General features: G+C 68.0%; 16 protein-coding genes. 6 read left to right on the forward strand and 10 right to left on the reverse strand.

From position 1 onward, the window contains the following. Positions 1-23 precede the first annotated feature (23 nt). On the forward strand, positions 24-1,046 hold the full coding sequence (locus IPK85_06675; protein MBK8247065.1) for a TerC family protein: 1,023 nt from the start codon (positions 24-26) through the stop codon (positions 1,044-1,046). A gap of 48 nt (positions 1,047-1,094) precedes the next feature. On the opposite strand, the gene IPK85_06680 is transcribed toward IPK85_06675, so the two are convergent. The 6 genes from IPK85_06680 to IPK85_06705 all read right to left on the reverse strand — a co-directional run bounded on the left by IPK85_06680 (position 1,095) and on the right by IPK85_06705 (position 9,879). Further along, on the reverse strand, positions 1,095-3,581 hold the full coding sequence (locus tag IPK85_06680) for a zinc-dependent metalloprotease (protein ID MBK8247066.1): 2,487 nt from the start codon (positions 3,579-3,581) through the stop codon (positions 1,095-1,097). A gap of 115 nt (positions 3,582-3,696) precedes the next feature. Further along, the gene (locus IPK85_06685) at positions 3,697-5,826 is read right to left on the reverse strand and encodes a N,N-dimethylformamidase large subunit (GenBank protein MBK8247067.1); all 2,130 of its coding nucleotides are present in this window, start codon (positions 5,824-5,826) and stop codon (positions 3,697-3,699) included. Beyond that, positions 5,819-7,324 carry an AMP-binding protein gene (locus IPK85_06690; protein MBK8247068.1) on the reverse strand — a complete coding sequence of 502 codons (1,506 nt, stop codon included), beginning with the start codon at positions 7,322-7,324 and terminating at the stop codon, positions 5,819-5,821. Before IPK85_06690 ends, IPK85_06685 begins: the two co-directional genes overlap by 8 nt. Positions 7,325-7,331: 7 nt before the next feature. After that, positions 7,332-8,087 (reverse strand): TetR/AcrR family transcriptional regulator, encoded by a 756-nt coding sequence (locus tag IPK85_06695; protein MBK8247069.1) that lies wholly within the window; start codon positions 8,085-8,087, stop codon positions 7,332-7,334. Next, positions 8,084-9,391: an MFS transporter gene (locus IPK85_06700; protein ID MBK8247070.1), complete on the reverse strand. Its 1,308-nt coding sequence runs from the start codon at positions 9,389-9,391 to the stop codon at positions 8,084-8,086. Before IPK85_06700 ends, IPK85_06695 begins: the two co-directional genes overlap by 4 nt. Beyond that, on the reverse strand, positions 9,388-9,879 hold the full coding sequence (locus tag IPK85_06705) for a hypothetical protein (protein ID MBK8247071.1): 492 nt from the start codon (positions 9,877-9,879) through the stop codon (positions 9,388-9,390). The genes IPK85_06700 and IPK85_06705 overlap by 4 nt, the downstream gene beginning before the upstream one ends. A 94-nt stretch (positions 9,880-9,973) precedes the next feature. Here IPK85_06705 and IPK85_06710 point away from each other — a divergent pair, with 94 nt between their 5' ends. Genes IPK85_06710 through IPK85_06720 form a run of 3 tightly spaced genes read left to right on the forward strand, consistent with a single transcriptional unit; the run spans position 9,974 to position 14,041 of the window. Beyond that, positions 9,974-12,307 (forward strand): penicillin acylase family protein, encoded by a 2,334-nt coding sequence (locus IPK85_06710; GenBank protein ID MBK8247072.1) that lies wholly within the window; start codon positions 9,974-9,976, stop codon positions 12,305-12,307. After that, positions 12,304-13,554: a DJ-1/PfpI family protein gene (locus tag IPK85_06715; protein MBK8247073.1), complete on the forward strand. Its 1,251-nt coding sequence runs from the start codon at positions 12,304-12,306 to the stop codon at positions 13,552-13,554. Before IPK85_06710 ends, IPK85_06715 begins: the two co-directional genes overlap by 4 nt. 7 nt (positions 13,555-13,561) lie before the next feature. Continuing rightward, the gene (locus tag IPK85_06720; protein MBK8247074.1) at positions 13,562-14,041 is read left to right on the forward strand and encodes a hypothetical protein; all 480 of its coding nucleotides are present in this window, start codon (positions 13,562-13,564) and stop codon (positions 14,039-14,041) included. A 177-nt stretch (positions 14,042-14,218) separates the two neighbouring features. Here the strand turns inward: IPK85_06720 and IPK85_06725 are convergent, their stop codons facing one another. After that, positions 14,219-14,428, reverse strand: a complete 210-nt coding sequence (locus tag IPK85_06725; protein MBK8247075.1) for a cold-shock protein — start codon at positions 14,426-14,428, stop codon at positions 14,219-14,221. Between the two features lie 267 nt (positions 14,429-14,695). After that, positions 14,696-15,046: a hypothetical protein gene (locus IPK85_06730; GenBank protein ID MBK8247076.1), complete on the reverse strand. Its 351-nt coding sequence runs from the start codon at positions 15,044-15,046 to the stop codon at positions 14,696-14,698. 205 nt (positions 15,047-15,251) lie between these two features. On the opposite strand from IPK85_06730, the gene ispG reads away from it, so the two are divergent. Next, positions 15,252-16,463: a flavodoxin-dependent (E)-4-hydroxy-3-methylbut-2-enyl-diphosphate synthase gene (gene ispG, locus IPK85_06735; protein MBK8247077.1), complete on the forward strand. Its 1,212-nt coding sequence runs from the start codon at positions 15,252-15,254 to the stop codon at positions 16,461-16,463. 85 nt (positions 16,464-16,548) lie between these two features. After that, complete coding sequence (locus IPK85_06740; protein MBK8247078.1) at positions 16,549-17,766, forward strand: hypothetical protein; 1,218 nt, start codon at positions 16,549-16,551, stop codon at positions 17,764-17,766. Between the two features lie 21 nt (positions 17,767-17,787). On the opposite strand, the gene IPK85_06745 is transcribed toward IPK85_06740, so the two are convergent. After that, positions 17,788-19,689 (reverse strand): CocE/NonD family hydrolase, encoded by a 1,902-nt coding sequence (locus IPK85_06745; protein ID MBK8247079.1) that lies wholly within the window; start codon positions 19,687-19,689, stop codon positions 17,788-17,790. Positions 19,690-19,693: 4 nt separating this feature from the next. Beyond that, on the reverse strand, positions 19,694-20,290 hold the full coding sequence (locus IPK85_06750; GenBank protein MBK8247080.1) for an HD domain-containing protein: 597 nt from the start codon (positions 20,288-20,290) through the stop codon (positions 19,694-19,696). Between the last annotated feature and the right edge of the window lie 16 nt (positions 20,291-20,306).

A 20,306-nucleotide genomic window follows, 5' to 3' on the forward strand; every position in this document is an offset into this window, starting at 1 on the left:
GCGCAACCCGTCGAGGCTCGCCCATTCCTCCTGAACTCCTCGCCTGGGGCGGGTTTATCGCCTTTGTCCTCGTCGTGCTGGCGGTGGACCTTGGCGTCCTCAACCGCAAGGCGCACGTTGTCTCGATCCGTGAGGCGCTGACCTTCACGGCCGGGCTGTTTGTCCTGGCCCTGGTGTTCGTTGGCGTGGTGTACGTGCTCTACGAGAACCACTACCTGGGACTCGGCTCGACGGTCGACAAGCTCGATGGGGTGGTGAACGACGGGCGGTTGGCTGCCGTGAAGTTCTTCACCGGGTACGTGATCGAGATCTCGCTGAGCGCGGACAACGTCTTCGTGATCGCGATGATCTTCCAGTACCTGCGCGTGCCGTCGCAGTACCAGCACCGGGTCTTGTTTTGGGGGATCCTGGGCGCATTGCTGATGCGCGGGACGATGATCCTGCTCGGCGCCACGCTCATCGCCCGCTACCACTGGATCCTCTACATCTTCGGTGCGTTCCTCGTCATCACGGCGTGGAAGATGTTGCGCTCAGGGGACGAAGGTGCGGAAAAGGTTGGGGATTCCCCGGTCATTGGCTGGGTACGGCGCTTCTTTCCCGTCACGCCAACCTACCACGAACAGCGCTTCTCGATCGTGCAGGAGGGGAAGCGAGTCCTGACCCCGCTGGCGGTGGCGCTCGTCCTCGTGGAGACGACGGACCTGATCTTCGCGGTGGACTCGATCCCGGCGATCTTCGCGATCACGACTGACCCGTTCCTGGTCTTCACGAGCAACGTCTTCGCGATATTGGGGCTGCGGTCGCTCTACTTCGCGTTGGCCGGGGCGATCGACAAGTTCACGTACCTCAAGGTCTCGCTCGCGGCGATCCTGGGGCTTGTCGGGATCAAGATGTTGGTGGCCGACCTGCTGAAGGAGTACATCGGGCCGAGCTTCAATTTCTATCTCCTCGGAGTCGTGGCCTTGATCCTGGCGGCGGGGGTCGTCGCGAGCATCGTGAAGCAGCGTCGCGGCGACACCGAGGAGCGGGGGCTGCCGGTCGATTAGTTGACCGGCAGACGTTAGGCGATAGACGGCAGAAGATTCTTTTCTGCCCTATCTCCTGCGCTCGAGGACGTCGGTCACACGATCGGCGAGGTCCTGCCAGTGGGCGCGATTCACGCCGGTGGCTGTGGTGGCGAGGCGACGCGCATCAGCCTGGATGGAGCGCATCTGCGCCCGGGCTAGCGGCGCGATGTCGGCGCGACGGGTGTTCACTGGCGCTGGGAGCGTGAAGCCCGGCGGCGCTCCGGCGGGGACGTTTACGGGGGTCGGTGGCGCGAGCAGCGCCTCAAGTCGCTCCAGGTACACGCGATGGAGCACGCGTCGATTGGCGTCGAGCGTGCCACCGAACACCGAGCGACGCAGGTCGTCCATGTAGGTCGCCAGCGGATACGCGTTGGCGGGATCCATCGCTTCGGCATCGCCGAGGCGCGCGAGCCGCCGGGCGTCGAACAGCTGGGTGAGGATCCCGGCTTGCCGGTTGCTTAACGAGAGTGCCCCCGCCGGGAGGCCAAGGCGTTGGAGGATCCCGGGGTTGGCGAGCCAGGTGGGCGTCACGAACGCCTGGCTGGCCAGGAACTGCAGGGCGGTGCGCTGGCGTGCCATCGGCACGACCTGGTACACCGGCCCGGACTGCTCGGCGGTCTTGAGCTCGATGCGCATCCCGCCCACCCAGTTCACGACGTGGCCCATGTACTGGCTCCACATCCCTAACGTTTCGGTGTAGATCTCGTTCAACTCGGTGAAGTCCTCGCCTGGTGTTGTGGTCCATGCGACGAGGTTGGGGACGACCTTCTTGAGGTTCTCGACGGCAAACCCGGACGCGCGCACGGCATCGTCGCCGAGGTCCTCGGTCTGGGCGCGGGGGTCGATTCCGACCATCTGCTGCGGCAGGTAGCGGTAGGGCATCGGCCCGGTCTGTTCCGTGTACCACCGATTCAGGATCGGGCGTTCATCCTCCGCGGTGCGCGCGGTGGGAATCGCGCGGTATCCCCAGTTGATGATGAAGTCGTCGAAGGGGCCAAGGCGGCGAACGAAGTCTTTCGGTGCGAGCCCGTCACCGGGCTGGGCCACGTAGTTCTGCCGCGCGTAGTCCATGATCGTTGCGGACACGCCGTAGCGGCTGGTGAAGGTCACCTTGCGCAACGAATCCACGGGGAACGACGCACTGGCGATCATGTTGTGTGGGAGGCCGAGGGCGTGGCCGACCTCGTGCGTGATCACCTGCCGCATCGTCTCGCCCATGAGGTCTTCCGGGATGTCGAGGGTGCGTGCCGCGGGATTGGCGGCGCCGGTCTCGATCATCAAGCGGTTGCGATACGACCGCATGTGGTTGTGGTACCAGGTGATGTCACTCTCGATGATTTCGCCGGAACGCGGGTCCGAGGTGCTGGGGCCCACCGCGTTGCGCACCGTGGAGGCGGCCCAGCGCACGACCGAGTAGCGAATGTCTTCCGGGTCCCACTCCGGGTCCTGCGCAGGTGTTGGTGCATCGCGCGCGATGATCGCGTTCTTGAAGCCCGCCTTCTCGAAGGCCTTCTGCCAGTCTTCCACGCCACGCCGCATGAAGGGGCGCCACTTGGCCGGGGTCGCCGGGTCCAGGTAGTAGATGATCGGCTTGACCGGCTCGACGAGTTCACCGCGCGCGTAGGCCGCCGGGTCTTTCGGCTCGAGGCGCCAGCGACGGATGAAGGTCTGCGTGGCGGCCTTCTGTTCATCGAGCCCGTAGTTCACGCGTCCCACGGTGAAGAACCCGATGCGTTCATCGGCGTAGCGCGGCCGCATGGGCTCGCGCGGCAGCAACACGAGCGACTGGCGCATCTCGACCGAGAGAGTCGCCGCATTGCGGTCCGACGGTGGCTCGCCGGCGTCGAAGGTCTGCGTGTGCCGCACCTCAACGTTGAGTGGGAAGGAGCGCACGGTGTTGATGTAGCTCCGCGCGGGATCGAGGCGGCGGACCTGGTACGTGCGTCGCTGGGCTGCATTCAGGGCGCTCAGGGCCGGCGTATCGCCGCCAAAGAATTCGGTCACGTCCAGCACGGCTCCATTGGAGTCGCGCGTGAAGGCCTGGATCGGGAACGAGGCGAGGATGGGGCCGAGGTTGTTGCTCGCCACGGAGATCGCGATGGGCAACGAGTCGTCCGCCACTGCCCCGAACCCAATGGCCCGCAGCATGATGCGCTCGCCGTTCTTCTCCCAGCGTACCACCCGCTCGGCGATCGACGTTCCCGCCGAGGTGAAGCCCGCGAAGTTGGACGGGACGGCAGCCACGCGACTGACCATGAGGAAGTCGCGCCGCAGCAGCGAGTCCGGGACCTCAAAGAACCAGCGGTCCTCCACGCGATGCACCGTGATGGCCCCGGCATCGGTGACGGCGCGGTCGGTGATGACCTGCGCGTAGGGGCGGGGGCCGCGGCGTGGTGGCTGTTGGGCCTGGGCTCCGGCCGCAGGGGGCTGTGCGCCTCCGGGAGGGGGCGTCTGGGCGGCGACCGCAGTTGAGGCGAGGGTCGCGAGCAGGGAGGAACGAACGAAACGCAGCATGGGCGGCGGAGTGGGCAAGCCGCAAAGATGCCACGCCGCACACAAGGAGTGAACGACAGCTGGACCGAATGTTCGCGAGCCCTACACGCGAGGTCCTGGAAAGGGCCCGGTGGAGCTAAGCCGACGGACCCAGGGGAGCAGGATCGACGAACCGATCCAGGACGTTGCGCAGTACCCGGGAGATGCCCGGGTCGTCGAGGGCACCGACAAACGCCATGGATCCCACCGAGAAAACGGCGCCGCCCCCCTCAGTCGGTGTGAGCGTCAGGTCGGATCGTACCTTCGGGTCTGCCGTCGGAGGTTCGTGCGACAGCAACTCCTCCAGTGTGCGCAGGGTGGCTCCGTCGTGCAGTCCCTGCGATGTGGCGACCACCACGGCGTCCGGAGAGGACCCGAGTCGTCGGTCGTACCGGTCGATCTCTTGTCCTGCGGCGCCGCCACCGAACTTGCCGCTGGCGCCAAGGAATTCCTCGTCCACCCCGTTGAGGACGAACCCCGCCCAGCTCTCGCGGGCGCCTGGCACCACCCGATACGGTGCCGATCGCTCAAACCCCTGGCCGGCAAAGCCGACGCCAACCAGCCGCTGCGGGGGCCGTCCCAACCGGCGCCACAACCCGCCCGGATCGCCGTCGAGTTGATGGTGTGACTCCCCCGGCTCGGCGATCCACGGGCGCGTGCCGCCCTCAGCGCGACGGCACTCGATCACCCCTGGCAGGTCACGATGGCTGCTGATGCGCCAGTAGAAGCCGTTGCCGCCGGTATAGACCAAGCGCCCTCCCCCATGCAGCCACGACTCGAGGGCATCGAGCATCGGGCCCGACCAGTATTCCGGGTGATTCCCGGTCACGATCACCCGGTGAGGAGCGAGTGCGGCGACGCCATCGACGTCGATGTCCTCGTCGGTGAGCACGTCATACGAGTACGCGCGCTGGCGCATCCAGCCGGTGAGCAAGCGGTCCGCCTCGAATCCCCAGGGCCGCACGCCAGGCCGGATCGTCAGGATCGGCCGATGCCGGGACACCAGGGAGACGCCGGACTTGTCGGGATGGCGACTGTAGAGGGACCCCCCGAGATCGGGTCGCACACGCCGCAAGTGTTCGGCCGGATGATCTGCGCCCCAGTACGCCGGGCCGAGCATGGCATCCGGGGCGTTGCCGTAGGCAAGGTATGTGTAGGTTGGCGCGAGGTAGGCCAGGGGGCGCGCCGCGGCGGGGGAGTGCGCACGGACCCAGCACGGCACAACGTCATGATCGGGTGACCCGTCGACGCGGACCCGCACGCCGTACACGCCGGAGGGCAGGGTGGCCGGGAGGTCGAGGCGTGCCGTCTGGGGCCACGCCGCGTCGAGCAGGTCATCCGAGTGAAAGTGAATTGCTGCGAATCGTTGGGGTTCGCGCGCCGGGTCCAGGAGCCCGGGACGCCAGTAGGCCCCCGGCACCAGGCGCGTTGGTCCCTGCCGGGTGCGTCCATGGCAGGCGTGTGGGCCCCGATCCACGAGGCGATCCGTCGCCACTTCTGTGGAGAAATCCCAGGCCGCGACCAGCGCCCGTCCCGACGCGTGCCGCCCGGGACCCGCTCGCAGCACCTGGATCTCGGATTCCTCCAGGATCGCGGCGTGCACGGCGGGAGCCTCGAGGGACCCGTTGAAGTGGGCGTGTGCCCTCCCGTCCGCATCCGGTGCTGCGGCGAGCCACACGTTGAGCGGTCCATCCGTCCGCCAGCTCAATGATGTGGACGTTTCTACTGTCGCGGCGGCCGATCGGAGCGGAAAACACTGGAGCAGCGCCTCGCCCGGCGAGAGGCTGAGCGCGACCACCGACCAGGTGCTCGCCGGCAGCGGCACTTCGGCCAACGTCGTGGCATCCCCGTGCTGCAGGTGCAGCTGACCGGTGCCGCTCCACCACAATCGCACCAGGGTTCCCTGTGGGCCAACCAACGCGGCCACCACGCCCGGGTGGAGAACCGTGGGACGCACAATCAGCGATATCGTGAGCGACTCCGCGCGCAGCTCTCCCGGGAGCGGCAGGATGGCATGCGACCCGATCGGGGTGTGCTGCGGCCCAACCGTCACGTGCCCCAGGTCGGGAGTGAAGACCGCCGGGGCATGCGCGACATCTATGGTGTGCCCGCCGAGGTCCACCAGGTCCACGACGGCCCGCCGTGCGTCGCGACATGAGAGATGCAGGCCAAGCGACTCGCCGGCGCGGACACTCCACCGATCGAGGTACCCCAGGAGCTCAATCATTGGATCCTCCGGCTGCACGCGCGGTGAGCAAGCGCTTGTCGACCTTGCCAACCCCCAACATGGGCATTGCATCCAGGACCACGATCCGGCGCGGCACCTTGTAGTGCGCGAGTCGCTCTCGGCACCACGCCACGAGATCCCCTGCGGTCGGTGCCTGGTCCGCGCGAAGCGTCACAAAGGCCACGATCGCTTCCCCGTGCTCAGGTTCGGCGGTGCCCACCACGGCGGCCGCGCTGACCTGCGCATGGGTGGCCAGGACTTCCTCGACTTCACCCGGCATCACCTTGTACCCCCGCGTATTGATGATCTCCTTCAGGCGACCACTCAGCTGGATGGTGCCATCCGGCCGGCGCACGGCGAGGTCCCCGGAGCGGAGCCATCCATCGCTGGTGAACGCCGCGCGTGTGGCGTCCGGGTCGTGGAGGTATCCGTCAAAGACCTGGGCGCCGCGCACCTGCAATTCGCCCTCGTCGCCATGGCCTGGCGCGCCGCTGACCGGACCAAGCCGCAGCTCAACGTCCGCGTGTGGGCGCCCGATCGTCGCGGCGGTGGTGGAGGCATCGTCTTCCGGGTGGGTGAAGCAGGCCGACCCGCTCATTTCCGTCTGGCCATACATGCCCTGCACATACACGCCCAGGGCGTCGAACTCATCCAGGACGGCGCGCGGCAGGGGCGCTCCACCTGACAGCACGTGCACGAGCCGTCCGCGGGCCGCCTCGGCAAACTCTGGTGCGTCGAGGCAGCGACGGAGCAGGAGTGGCACGGCCGGCAACCGCACGTGCGAGACGTCGTGCAGGAGGTCGATGATCGCGGCCGGTGTGAACGACGGGACAAAGATGATCGACTGTTCGTCCCACCAACTCGCCGTGGTCACGTTCACGAGGCCGCCAATGTGGTTCGACGGCAAGGCATTGACGGTAAATCGGGAGCCGTGATGGGTCGCTCGCGCCTGGCTCGCGGAGGCCGAAGCCACGGCCCGGTGCGAGATGAGCGCCCCCTTGGGGTGGCCCGTCGATCCCGTGGTGAAGACGAGCAACGCGGGGAAGGTGGCCGTCGGGGCGGGGAGCGACGCGGCCGCATCGGTCCCCGCCACGAGTTCTCCAAAAGTGCGCAGCTGATCCGGGGCCAGGCCGTACGTCGCCGGCAGCATGTCGTCCTGGGGTGCCAGCGCGGGACACGCCACCAGGCGTGGCCGCGCCCGCTCGACGATCTCCCCGACCTCGCGTGGCGTGTAGCGCGGGTTGATCCCCAGGTAAGTGGCATCCACGCGCCAGGATCCCAAAAGGACCGCAGCAAACTCCAGGGAAGGGGGCCCCCACCACGCCACCCGATCCCCCGGCTGAACACCCGCCGCGACGAGGCCCGTGGCGACGCGGGTGGCGCGGTCCAGCAGGGCCTGCACACTCCAGCGATCTGCTCCCTCCCGGGCCGCTTCGGCCCCGGGGGTGCGCGCGCACCACGCCGCCAATCGCTCGAGGAGGGTCGCGGTCCCCATCATCCCGGTCTCAGGGAGAGCGGCGCGAGCGAGCGATGGCGGTGGTCAGGCGCGGCGTGAGGGCGGCGGCATCGCTCTCCGGCCCGGGGTCCCGCGCATACAGCGCCCGATACCACAGGACCGAGACAAAGTGCGCGAGTTGCTCGTCGGTACGGGCCACGCTGGACGCCAGCTTGCGCACGTGAGGATCTGGCTCGGCGAACAGCTTGCGCGTCAACTCATCGATCATGCCCCCCATCGCATGGGCGATGAGGTGGATGGTGGTTTCGTCCGACGCCGCCGAGGGAAACCGACGTACCACGCTATGGGCGATCCGCCGGTACCAGAGGTCGCTCGCGCGCGCAAAGAGGCGGGCGAACTCGGGGACTTCCTCGGACAGCTGCAGCAGGCATCGCATCAGGCCCGCGTTTGCGCGGGCCAGCGTGATCCAATGTCGGTTGGCATCGAGGATCGCGGCGTAGGCACTGCGTTCCTCCCCGTGATCGCCGCGGGTGAGGAAGTCATCCAGGAACTCCTGCAGCACGTCGGCAGTGAGCGCCTGCTTGTTCTCGAAGTACAGGTACAACACCGGCGGGGTGATCCCCGCACGGGCGCAGACATCAGCGACCTTCATGTCCCGATACCCGACCTCGTTCAGCAGCTCCACCGTTGCGAGGCGAATCCGGTCGCGCGTGCGTTCGCCCTTACGCCGTGCCGGCTCCTGCTGTTGGCGGTTGGCGATCCAGTCGGAAAAGCGCGCCGGTGTCGCGGTGGTGGCCGGCGTCATCGTGAGGCCTCACGCCAGGCCTGTGCATACGGCGCGCGTGCCCGGACCAGCGCCACGGCCGCAATGGGCACGGTGAGGATCGGGAGCCACGCCAGGGAATACCGCACGGCGGCGTCCTGGTGAAAGGCGCGATCCGTCATGAGGGCGACGAGCAACGGGCCAAGGCTGAGACCGATGAGGTTGGAGATGAGCAGGTACAACGCCGTGACCTGCCCGCGCAAGTGTGGAGGCGTGATGAGGGCGAGTGCCCCCGACGCGATGCCATACGGGAACCCCAGGGCAAAGGCCAAGGGCACGTAGACAGCAAGGGCCATCCCGAGGTTGGGAGCGAGGGCGTACGCGGGGATTGCCAGCGCCAGCAGCGTGAGGCCACCAAGCGCGACTCGGATGGGACCGTCGCCACGCCCGCGCTGCAGCTGGGAATCCACGAGCGCGCCGCTGGCGATTACCCCGAGCGGCGCCGCGACCATCAGGATCGCGCCGAGCCATACGCCGGCGTCGGCCGTGCTCACGCCAAAGGTCCGCACGAGGGTCGTTGGCATCCAGGCCATCGCGCCGTAGGCCAGCACGGTGATGGCGGTGAAGGCCATCACATGCCAGCCGTATGCACCGCGTCGCGCGCTCACATAGGCGAGGGTGTCCCGCAGCGGCACGTGAGCGGGGCGGTCGCCCACACCGGGACTGCCGCGCCGTGGTTCGCGCACGAGGAGCAAGAAGGCGGCGATGATCAGCCCGGGGGCACCCACCGCGAAGAAGACCACGCGCCATGGGGCCACCCCGGCGAGGGGGCCGAGTGATGCCGGGTTAACTCCCTCGAGCCATCGCAACAGCCCGCCGCCCACCATCAGGGCGGCGGCACTGCCAAGGAAGATGCCCGACTGAAAGAGGGCGATGGCGCGCGCCACCAGCCGTCGCGGCATCCGCTCGGCCAGCAGCGAAACGGCTGCTGGCGAAAGCGATGCCTCGCCGACTGCCACACCGGCCCGCGCGATCGCGAGCGCCGTGACCGAACCAGCCGCGCCACTGGCCACCGTCATTCCACTCCACAGCGCGACACCGGCGGCCATCAGGCGAGGACGATCACCCCGATCCGCCCACTGCCCGAGCGGGAGCCCCATCACGGCGTACAATGACGCAAAGGCGAGCCCATGCAGGAGGCTGATCACCGTGTCGCTCACCCCGAGATCGGCCCGGATCGGGGCGACGAGCAGGGTGAGCAGTGTGCGATCAATGAACGAAAAGGTGTTGGCCGCCAGGAGCAGGACGGCCAGTCCCCAGACGCGCCGCGGGGCGACCTCGTTCATGCGGCGCCGTTGTCCCGCGCGTGCACCCACATGCTCCACCACTCCGCCGTGAGCGCGGGACGATCGGACCCCTCGATCTCCACGACCACCGAGAAACGCATCATCTCGCCATCCGGGCGGGTCTTGCGCTCGGCCAGCGTGAAGTGGCCGCGGATCCGCGCATTCACCGGGACCGGGCTGACAAAGCGCACCCGGTCGAAGCCGTAGTTGAGTGGGTGCGCGCCGCGCGCCTTGGTGGCCACAAACGCGGCGGAGGTGGCTTCCCGCAGGAGCTTGGTCAGGAGGGACAACGTGAGGAACCCGTAGGCAATGGTGGTGCCGACCGGGCTGTGGTCCCGACACCAGTCGGGATCCGTGTGCAAGGGTTCCACGTCATCGGTGAGCACCCCAAACGCCGTGATGCATTCCTGGTCGATCCGCATCCAGTCGGAGCAGCCGAGGGAAGTTCCCGGGGCCCAGGGACCAAGGGCAGGTGACGACGCAGGCATGACAGCGGGGCGAGGGGACAGCTTGACAGTGGCGGAGTGCCGGACAACATTCCTGCGCGTAATACTAACCGCGACTAGTTTTTCAGGAAGGGGTATGGCTCTCCGTCAGGCCTGCAGCGTCGTGTGGGGTCTCGTCCTCACCGCCCCGCCACTGGTGGCCCAGGTCGAAGTGCGATTCACCAGCCACGGGCTGCCCCACGTCCGGGCGGCCACCCTCGGTGGGGCCGCCGAGGGCTACGCGTGGGCGTTCGCGCGCGACAACCTCTGCCTGACCGTCGAGAAGTTCGTGACCCTCGCCGGGGATCGGACCCGGTACCTTGGCGCCGACAGCGGGTACGTCGACGGGTTTGTCGGCGGGTGGATCAGCAACGCCGCCAGCGACGCGGCATACCGATACCTGCTGGCCCCGGCGGCGACCGCGGCGGTGCGGCGGGCGTCATCGATGGATGTCCGCCAGATGGTGAGCGGGTACGTGCGCGGCTTCAATCGGCATGTCCGTGCCGCCCCCCTGGCGGGCGAATCGTGTCGCCAGCTCGCCTGGTTCCGGTCGATCACCGAGGCCGACGTGTGGCGCCGCCTGACCCAGGTGCCGCTGGTGATGACGTCCCTCCTCCTCCTGCGCGAGATGACGGCGGCCACGCCGCCCGGGCGCGCGGACGGCGGGAGCGAAGAGCTGCCCAACACCACGGCTGCCCTGACCGCGCGAGCGGCTGCCTTTGGTGGCTCCAACGCCCTCGCCGCCGGCCGTGATGTCCTTGGCGTGGGAGCCGGCGGCTTCACCTTCTCCAATCCGCACTTTCCCTGGCAGGGCACCGAGCGGCTGTACGCGATGCACCTCACCGTGCCGGGGCGGCTCGACCTGTTCGGGTCCACGCTTTATGGCGTGCCGATTCCGATGATCGGGTTCTCGCGCGACATCGGATGGTCGGACACGCACACTACCGACAAGCGCTCGACCCTCTACGAGCTCACCCTCGATCCCGCAGACGCCACGCGCTATCGCGTGGGCGACACGTGGGAGTCCATGCGCGCCGTCGTGGTGGCGATCCCCGCCGCGCGTGACACGATCCGTCGGACGATCTGGGAGACACGCTACGGGCCGGTAGTCGCCGGCGCTCGCCTTCCGTGGACGTCGGAACGCGCCTACGCGTTCGCTGATCCGGAGCGCGGCAACGTTCGCATGGCGGACACCTTCCTGGCGATTGCCAGCGCAAAGTCCGTGGAGGGGATTCGCGATGCGCTCTTCCGTCATCACGGGTCGCCGTGGTCGAACATCACCGCGGCGGACCGACGCGGTGGGGTGTTCTACGCCAACATCTCCGTTGCCGGATACATCACCGATGCGCAGTGGGCCCGTTGCACGGTCTCGAGCCCTGCGCGTGTCTTCCAGGACCTGGCGGACGTGACCGTCCTGAACGGTGCCGATCCGGCCTGCGCCTGGACGCGCGACGCGCGCGCCCCGCAACCCGGGATCATCCCAGCGGCCCAGCGGCCCTGGAGCATCCGGCACGACATCGCACTCAACTCCAACGACAGTCACTGGTTCTCCACCACGGCGGCGACGGGACGCCTGGAGGGGTTCCCGCAGGTGATTGGGCCGGAGCGAACCATCCAGGGTGAGCGCACGCGGGTGGCCGCCCTGTACGCGCGGCAGTTCATGGGATCGGGCGCCGAGCCACTGACCCCGGCGCGCTGGGAGCAGCTGTTCTTCTCGGCGCGCAACCTGACGGCAGAACTGATCCTCGACGACCTCCTGGCCGATTGTCGCGCCACACCGCGTGTTGAGATGCCCGTCGGAAGCCCGGCCGACCTGGCCGAGGCGTGCCGTGTGCTTGGCGCGTGGGACCGCACCGACCGATTGGAGAGCCGTGGCTCGGCCCTCTTTGCCGAGTTTGCCCGTTCGCTCGAGCGTGTGCCGATGACCGGATTCTCCTTTCTGCCCCGGTATTGGCGCGTGCCGTTTGACATGGCCGACCCGGTCGGGACGCCGCGGGGGTTCCTCCCGACCGACGAGACGCGCCGCGCCCTCGCGCGCGCGGTCGCACGGCTTGTTGGGGCGAACATCCCGATCGACGCCCCCCTCGGCGACATCCAGGGTGCGGTGCGTAACGGACGTCGGCTGCCGCTGTCCGGGGCGAGCTTTACCTACCACATGGCCTCACCGGCGAACCTGGAGCGGAGCGTCGGCATCACCGACCTCCGCAGCGGCGACAGCTACATCCACGCGGTGCACCTGGGTCCTGACGGGCCACGCGGCCGCTACATCGTCACCTACTCGCAGTCGACCAACCCGGCGTCCCCGCATGTCGCCGACATGACCGAGACCTTCTCGCGGCAGCAGTGGATCGACGTGGCCTTCACCCTTCGCGAGATCACGGCGGCCCAGGTGGGACCGACCGTGCGCTGGCGCCCCCGACCCCTCCCATGACTCGATCAACTATGACGCGACGCGTGTTTGGCGCCGTGGTGGCCCTGCTGGCGCTCGCCCACCCCGTGCGGGCGCAGGTAAACGTGCCGGACTTTGATGCCGCGATGCGCGGGTTGCGCTTTGCCCCGGCGACGACGGACTTCAACAACGGGGCCGGCGGCGGCGGCAACGGGATGCTCGACGCCGAGGAGATGGCCCTGATCACGGCGATCCTCAGGCAGCCCGCTTTTGACCTGTCCGCGCGTGGCGGCGTGACGCGGGCCAAGGTGGAGGCGGCGCTGCAACAGGCGCGGGCCACCGCGAAGAAGGACATCGCGGCGCTCGTGGATCGCTGGCCGACCGCGCCGGAAGTCGTGGCCGGGTACGTGATGCTGGGGCGCGCCTCGTTTGAGGCCTACGACGCGATGTCGAAGGGGTTTGGTGCCCCACTCACCGGCGACTATTCCCTCGCGCTGGCGTTGGACCGCTACCTGGGGCCTAACGGCGACGCGGATGGCGATGGCGTGCCGAATCGTCACGAGTACCAGGTGCATTTTGCGCGCGGGCGGGACGCCTGGGTCAAGGCGGCGCTCGATCCGAGCGAACGCACGCGTCCGGCACTGGTGTCCACCACGCCCGCGCCCAAGGAGGTCAAGACGGTCGGGATCGTGTTGTACCCCGGCTTTGAGGTGCTCGACGTCTATGGTCCCGTGGAGATGTGGTCCTACGTGCCCGAGTTCAAGGTCGTGATGATCGCAGAGCAGGCCGGCCCGGTGCGATCAGCGCAGGGGGTCTCGACGGTCGCGGAGTATTCGTTCGCCAACGCCCCGACGGTGGACATCCTGATGGTCCCTGGCGGCGTCGGTACCTACACGCAGCTCAAGAACGCGGCCTTCCTGGACTTCATTCGTGCGCGGCATGCGGTGACGTCGTACACGACCTCGGTCTGCACCGGCTCCGCGTTGCTGGCGCGTGCCGGGTTGTTGAAGGGGCTGCGGGCGACGAGCAACAAGGGGGCCTTCGCGCTGGCGGTTGAGCAGGATCCGGAGGTCAAGTGGGTACCGAGCGCCCGCTGGGTGGAGGACGGCAAGGTGCTCACCTCCTCGGGCGTTTCCGCGGGGACGGACATGGCGCTCGGACTGGTCTCGAAGATGTTCGGGATCGAACGCGCGCGCGGGCTGGCCCGGAGCCTGGAGTATGAATGGCACGAGGATCGTGACGCCGACCCGTTTGGCCTGAAGGAAGTGCCGAAGGTCTTCAAGCCCTAGGGAGATCATGCATCCCTTCGTGCGCCGGCTCGGCGTGAGCCTCGCGATCCTCGCCCTCCTGGTGGGGAGCGGGGCCGGCGTGGGGGCGGCGGCGCGAGCGGGGCGCCTCATTCCTGTGGCGTTTCCATTTGCGCTGGCGCTGATCCTGGTGCTCCGGCGGTTTGGGGCGCCGGCTGAGCGGTGGGGGTGGGCCGCCTTCACGCTGTGGCTGGGCAGCACCTACCTGGCGACGGGTGGCTCGCGGGAGACGGTGGCGCTGGCCGCGTATGGCTTGGCGGGAGTCCTCGGCGCGGTGTGGTCGCCCTACATCCTCGCAGCTGCCTGGTTGCTGCACCCGGTGTGGGACTTCGTCCCCCGCACGCTGCCGGTGCTGCTGACGGATCTTCCCACCGCTTGCCTGCTCTTTGATATCCCGATTGGGGCGTACCTGGCGTGGGAAGGGTATCGCGGGCGCTGGGCCGCACGGCAACAGGCAACCACGCGGTAGGCAGGGAAAAACCCTCGTGCTGCTCAAGTCTCGTGCTGCACGTGCTGCATCAGTTGAAAAACCTGAACTGCCACAACGCGGCACGAGAGGCACGGGCAGCCCGCGCAGCACGGGTCTACCAACGAAGAAGGGGGCCCGACTCGGGCCCCCTTGCAACGGTGCGTCAACCGGTGGCGATCAACCGGCCTTCGTCACGCCTTCGGCAGCTGGCCCCTTCTGCCCCTGCACGATCTCGAACTCGACGGAGTCCCCTTCGGCCAGGGTCTTGAAGCCGGACCCCTGGATCGCGCTGTAATGCACGAAACAGTCCTTGCTCCCGTCGTCAGGCGTGATGAACCCGAAGCCCTTGGCATCGTTGAACCACTTCACTTTCCCGGTCGTACGCATCGCGGTGCTCCTGAAATGATGCCTGAGGCCAAGGCAGGCTCGGCGCGCCGTCCCAACCCCAAAGCTGTTCTGCGGATTCCGAGGTGCCCCGTTAGGCTGCCATCCGCCGTGGCGTGCGCCTCCCGGGCGGGAGGCGAGGCGCGACGAATATGGAGGGAGGTGCCGGGGTCAGCAATGCGCCAGCCGGGGAGGCCCCCCGACCGCCCCACGTACCGGGACGCGCCGTACCCACCTGCCGTCCGCCCTCTGCCGTCTGCCGCCTCCCCCTCACCCCCCCGCCTTCCTCGCCCCCACCACGAAATACGGCGTGTCCCCGAAACAGGAGAGCGGGACCCCAGGGTGCTCCTCGTAGTCCAGCTCGAGCTGGCTGCCGAGTAACCCTTCAATCACCCTCGCCACGGAGTCGTCCCGGACCGTGAATTGGAAGAGGATCGGAGCGCTCCCCGGGATGTTCGAGAGTTGCAACTCCCCCTCCCAGGTTTTGCAGGCCCACCCCTTTCTGGAGATCTTCTGGACGAACCCCACTCGCTTGCCTGACGAGTAGGAGACGGCGAGCGCCGCGTACGACCAGGCGACCAGGGCAAGGAGGGGGATGCCGATCACGGAGAGGAGTGTCAGTTTTCCCCAGTGGCGGCGGGCAAACCCCGGCTTGCGTTGGGCGGCGGCAACCGCGGCCACATCCTCCGTGTTCAGTTCACGAGGGGGGATTTCGGCGTCCTGGGACATGGCACGTGGGGTAAGGGAAGTACGAAGCCGTTATCAGTAACTGTGAAGCATCCGGCGCGATTCGTCGTCGGCAGACCCGAGGCCTGAGGAGTTCGAAGTGACGTTTCACGCCCGACGAAGTACGGTGACTGTCTCGGTCGGTTCGGTCAAGGTTGGATCGGACCAACCGGTAGTCGTCCAGTCGATGACCAACACCGACACGGCCGATCCGGCAGGAACAGCGGCACAGGTGGCGGCGCTCGCTGGCGCGGGTTCCCAGATCGTTCGGGTGACGGTCAACAACGAGGAGGCGGCGGCCGCCGTCCCTGAGTTGGTCCAACGGCTCCAGGACCAGGGGGTCGAGGTCCCGATCGTCGGAGATTTTCACTACAACGGCCACCAGCTCCTTGCCCGCTACCCGGAATGCGCCCGCGCCCTGGCGAAGTATCGCATCAATCCGGGCAATGTGGGGAGCAAGCGCCGAGATGAGAACTTCCGCACCATCGTGCAGCTGGCCGTCGAGAACGACAAGCCGGTCCGGATCGGGGTGAACTGGGGGTCGTTGGACCAGGACCTCCTCACCGAGATGATGGACGCCAACGCCGCCTCGCCGTCGCCGGCCGACGCCAAGGACGTCTACATCGAGGCGATGATCGAGAGCGCCCTTCGCTCGGCGCACCTCGCCGAGGAAACGGGGCTCCGCCACGACCAGATCATCCTCTCCGCCAAGGTGTCGCAGGTGCAGGACCTGGTGGAGGTGTACCGGCGGCTGGCGAAGCGCTGCATTTATCCGCTCCACCTGGGGCTCACCGAGGCAGGACTCGGGAGCAAGGGGATCATCGCCAGCACGGCGGGGCTGTCGATCCTCCTGGCCGAGGGGATCGGGGACACGATCCGCGTGTCACTGACCCCGCGCCCTGGGGGTGATCGCACGGAAGAGGTGTTCGTCGCGCAGCAAGTGCTCCAATCGTTAGGGCTGCGTTCGTTTGCGCCGCAGGTGACGGCCTGTCCCGGGTGCGGGCGCACGACCTCCACCTTCTTCCAGAAGATGGCCGAGGATATCCAGCAGTACTTGCGCGAGCAGATGCCGGTGTGGCGCGCACGTTATCCCGGTGTGGAGGAACTCAAGGTCGCCGTGATGGGGTGTGTCGTGAACGGGCCCGGGGAATCCAAGCACGCGAACATCGGGATCTCGCTCCCGGGGACGTTCGAGGAGCCCAAGGCGCCGGTGTATGTGGATGGCGCACTGCACACGACGCTCAAGGGCGAGGGGATCGTGCCGGAGTTCCTCGAGATCCTCGAGGGGTACGTCGCACGACGCTACGGATAGGTCGTCAGTCGGGCCACGGCGGCCGGAACGCAACCCAAACGTGGTGTGCGGGGTCGAAGGCGAACCCGACGACAGGAGTCACACGATGCGCGGTCCACGTTCGCTGCTGCTGGTCCTGATCACTGTCGCCTGTGACCGCGGTCCCTCCCGCGAGCCGGCGCAGGCCCAGGTGGAGACCCTGCCCAGCGGCACGCGCATGGTCACGAGCCCGGTGCCGACCGGGTGGAGCGACACGGCCGGCGCCTGGACCCTGGTGGAGGAACAGCGCTACGGCGGCGCGGATGGCGCGGCCGACGAGCTCGGGGAGCCGCGCAGCATGGCGGTCGACGGCGCCGGTCGGCTGTATGTCTTCGATGCCAAGCCGCCGCGCATCAAGGTCTTCAACCGTGATGGCACCCTGCTGCGGACCATTGGTCGTGAGGGCGCTGGGCCCGGCGAGTTCCGCATGGCGTTCATCGCGGCCCGCGGGGGATCGCTGGTCGTCCATGATCCAATCGTCGCACGGACCAGCGTCTTCGACACCTCCGGCACGTACCAGCGCGGCTGGACGACCTTCTGCTGCTATTGGTCCGACATTGCGATCGATACCGCGCAGCGCATCACCGTGCCGGCGTGGATTCCCGACAGCGTACCTGGGCCGGGGCGCGGGATGCCGTACGTCCGGTACACGCTCACCGGAACCACCGTGGACACCTTCTGGGTGCTGCGTCGCACGGAAGAGCGCAGCTGGCTGTTCAGCTCCAAGGGGGCCGACGGCAAGCAGCAGATGAGCATGTCGATGCGCATTCCATGGTCACCAGCGGTCGAGCATACGCTGCATCCCTTTGGCGGCGTCGTCCGGGGCTACACCGGGGAGTACCGGTTGGTGTACGCGCCGCACGGGGTCGATTCTGCGCTCGTGATGACGCGCCCGTGGACGCCGGTCCCCATCACCACCGAGGCGCGGCGGGCAAGGCAGGAATCCATGATCAAGTCGGCGGCCCAGAGCGTCGGGGAGGATGCCGCGCGCGCGGTGGCGAAGCTCGACGACATCCCCTCCACCGAGCCGGCCTTCTCGCAGATCTACACCGACGAAGCAGGGCACACCTGGGTGCGACAGCTGGGAGCCAACGATTCCACGCGCGCGCGGCTCGACGTCTTCGACCCCACGGGGGCCTGGCTCGGCGCGGTGACGATCCCCCATCACGTCCCCGAATACGGCGGCCTGCTGATCACCAGCGCGGCGGTCTACAGCCAGGTGGAAGACGACGATGGCCGCCCGGTGATCGTGCGGCTCGGCATCCGCAGGGCCGCGTCGCGCTAGGCGACGGGGCCGGGCCGGACGTCAGGGCACCACGGCCGTGGGGAGGACGCGGAAGGTCAGCCGCGACGCCTGCCCGGCCGCGGAATACACCCGCTGCGTCGCCGACCGGAAGTCGCTCGCTTTCGCCTTGTAGATGTCGGTGAACACCTGCGGGTTGCGGTCCACCAGCGGGAACCAGCTCCCCTGGACCTGCACGAGCATCCGGTGCCCACGCCGGAAGGTGTGGAACACATCCGGCATGGTGAAATCGAGCTGGGTCACCTCGCCCGGACGCAGCGGGATGGGCTTGCTGAAGCTCTCCCGGAACTTGGCCCGCATCACGTCGCCACGCACCAACTCCTGGAAGCCGTTGGGGTGTTCGTCGATGAGCTTCACCACCCAATCGCCATCGGTGCCACTGCTGGAGACGAACAACGTCGGGCGCACCGGGCCGGCGATGGTCACGTCCTCCGAGAGCACGTCGCCCCGGTACGCGACCACATCCGGGCGCGTGGCCCCGAATCGCTGGTCGCGCGCCATGTAGTCGGGGTCCATGTCGATCCCGCCGCTGGCGACGAACGACGCCGGTTTCGCTGGATCGGTTACCCACTGCGTAAAGGTGCTGTCGCCGGTGTTGGTCGGAGCGTCAAACGAGAGGCGCTGTGATCCCCCGAGGTACAGGGAACGCTCGCTTCCCTCCTGGGGCGGCCACTGGGCGAAGGTACGCCACTGGTTTCGGCCGGTCTCGAAGACCCACGCCCGCGGGTGCGCGCCCTGGCCGTCCCCCTTGAGGTGGGCGGCGAAGAACGGCTCAATCATGTCGCGTTGGTAGGTGTGCGAGGTCGGCCCACCAAACTGCAGCTCTCCGACCGCTGCCCCCGAGTCGCGCGCCCACTGTCCATGGTACCACGGCCCGATCACGATCGCCTGGTCGGTCGACGGACTCTGTCGCACGAGGGTCTCGTAGACCTTGAGCGCGCCGTAGTAGTTGTTGGCGTCATACAGCCCCCCCACCGTGAGCACCGCCGGCTTGATTCCCTTGAGGTGCGGCAGGATGCTCCGCTGCTGCCAGAAGGCGTCGTACGTGCCGTGGCGCATCATGTCCGTCCACCCCGGTGAGCGGCGCTTGAAGTACTTCTTCTCGGCGTTGGCGATGGGACCCAATTCGAGGAAGAACTTCACGCCATCGTCCGTGCCGAAGTCGAACGGCTTGCCACAGGACATCGCGGTTCCCTCGCCGCGCATCCCGCACACCGACATGAAGTTGAAGGTGGAGTTCAGGAAGAACGCCCCATTGTGATGTGTGTCGTCGCCAAGGAACCAGTCGGTCTGCGGCGCCTGAGGGGAGACGGCCTTGAGCGCCGGGTGCGCATCGATCATCCCGGCGGTGGCAAAGAACCCGCCGTAGGAGATCCCCCAGAGGCCCACGCGACCGTTGTTGCCCGGGGCGTTCTTCACGAGCCAGTCGATGGTGTCGTAGGTGTCGCTGCTCTCGTCCACGTCGCGCCGCGACCGCTTGACCGGCCGGTGCGGGGTCATGTGCTCGAAGCGTCCCTCGGAACGGTAGCGGCCGCGCACATCCTGCGTGACGAAGATGTAGCCCAACTCGGGAAAGCGAGGCCCTGGGCCCAGGGTGCGCGGGAAGGCGCCTTCGCCGTAGGGCGCCGCGCTGTAGGGCGTCCGGGTCAGGAGGATCGGCAGGCTGCCGGCGGAAGTTATCGGCGTATAGATCGCCGTGAACAGCTTCACGCCATCGCGCATGGGGATCATCACCTCGCGCTTGGCATAGTTGGTCCGGATGTAACTCGTGTCTGCGGCCGCCGCGCCCCGCCCGCCTTGTGCCCCGGCGGCCCCTGCGGCCCCTGCGGCCCAAACACCACACAGCAGAACGGCGATGGCACGCATCGCCAGTCGCCTGAGCCGGGTGCCAGGGGCGGTCACCATCGGGCTACAGCCCTTCCAGCTCCTGCACCGCCGCTGCCAGCTCGGCCATCACCGGCGCCGCGAAGCCTGCTGCAGATAGTTGGTCCGCGACGCGACGGTACCAACGCAGCGTGGCGTCGCGTCCTACCGAGACCCGCGCCCAGACCGCGTCGGCGTCGACCGTGCGACGCAGGTCCGCGGCGAGCGATGAGGCGCTGTGCAACGCATCGGCCGCGCAGACCCAGCGCGCTGCCTCGGGGGCACTCGCCAGGCGGGCGAGCACATCGTCGCGTCGTTCGTCCGGCGACAACTCGACGCCGTCGTCGTCGAGCTTGCGGGCTGCGATAGTCACGAGCAGGTCCAGCACGCCGCTGCCAAACTTCCCCCCGAGCCGCTCCTCCAGCTGCTCGCGCGACAACCCGTTGCGCGAGAAGTCGTCGACGACCTGGTGCAGGATGCCGGCGATCACCGTTGTATCGTCCTGCGCGTACCGCGTCAGGATGATCGCGAGGTTCGCCGGCTGCGTGAAGTACGGGGCGCGCAGTCCCTTGCGCACCTGCTGGTCGTGGTGCTTCGCCGCAAAGGCGAGCGCGTGATGGATCCGATCGGAATAACCTGCCACGACGTTCCGGGGTGAG

Source organism: Gemmatimonadota bacterium (genome assembly GCA_016712265.1).
Lineage (GTDB): Bacteria > Gemmatimonadota > Gemmatimonadetes > Gemmatimonadales > Gemmatimonadaceae > RBC101.